This is a genomic window from Arthrobacter sp. Dra40 (assembly GCF_059091905.1).
This window is the reverse complement of record NZ_JBNHHB010000527.1, coordinates 1-1,050: the sequence shown is the minus strand read 5'-3', so window position 1 is coordinate 1,050 and position 1,050 is coordinate 1. Positions and strand designations below refer to the sequence as shown.

Sequence of the window (1,050 nt, the reverse complement as noted above, 5' to 3'; positions counted from 1 at the left end):
CCGCGGCATCGGCGCCGCCCGCCTGTTCCACGGCAAGTCCGAAGGCTCCGGCATGCAGCTCAGCCCCGGCGACCTGGCCGACATCCGCAAAGCCGCCCCGGACGACATCGTCTTCTGCCCCGATTCCGGCTGCATCCTGATCCGCTCGGAGGAGTGGGGCAGCTAGGCTGCATGAGCTTTCAGCGCTGGCTGTGGCAAGTCACGACGAGCCGCGGCGCGGCGCTGCACGGAGACTAGCTGGAACCTGTTAACTCAGGATGATGTTCAGTGCGTGCGCCTTGCGAGCCGTGCCCTCTACCAGTTCCGTCTGCCAGACTTCCTGTGCCGCCGTCAGCAGCGCAGCCGGCGTCTCCGGCGCCTTCCCCCGTCGGGTCAGCAGGTGCCGGGCAAGCTCCCCACGGGTGTGCTTGGCGAAGTGCGAGACCACTGTGCGTTTGCCGTTGCGCTCCTGGAACACGTTGACCACCACCGTCCGACTAGGGTCAGGAGCCCATGCGGCGGCGTAAGTGCTCGACCGGCAGTCCACCAACAGATGCCCCTCTGCGTGAGTGTCCAGCGCCTGGGGGAGCCGGATCTTCCAATAGGAGGCGAGCTTCCCGATCTCCGGCAGGCCCACAGACATGGACAAGCGGTAAGCCGGAATGTTGTCCGCGAAACCAATCGCTCCCCACAGCGCGGAAACAACAACGACGGCGGCGTCTGCCTTGCGCTTCTGTACCGCGGTCATCGAGCGGTAGCCGAGAGCGTCATAAAGCACACCCGAGTAAATAATGTGCGCCGGGGCAGCCGGTTCATCACGGAGCCGGGTGTTGCGTTCCACCTCGGCCGCCAGCGATGCCCCAACGCCCAAACGGGAGAGTGCCTCCGGGCTCCGGCTCACATCGGCCAGTGCCTCCAGTACTTCCTCGCGGGCCGGGTTCAGACCCGGAAACTGCAATTCCTGGAGATCGAACGGATGCCCCTTGGCAGCAGCGGTCTTTCCTTCGGAAGGGGGAAGAAGAATCAGCACCGTAAGAGCCTACCGTTGTACTGCACAGCTGCACGAAAGAC

Annotated in this window: 2 protein-coding genes; one reads left to right on the top strand and one right to left on the bottom strand. The window is 64.8% G+C overall.

Translation table 11 applies throughout. From position 1 onward, the window contains the following. A partial coding sequence (locus AC5RWT_RS37780) for a C4-type zinc ribbon domain-containing protein (protein ID WP_494084676.1) occupies positions 1-166 on the top strand: 166 nt, incomplete at its 5' end. Between the two features lie 81 nt (positions 167-247). Here AC5RWT_RS37780 and AC5RWT_RS37775 read toward each other — a convergent pair. Further along, on the bottom strand, positions 248-1,009 hold the full coding sequence (locus tag AC5RWT_RS37775) for a YaaA family protein (protein WP_494084675.1): 762 nt from the start codon (positions 1,007-1,009) through the stop codon (positions 248-250). Positions 1,010-1,050: the final 41 nt, after the last annotated feature.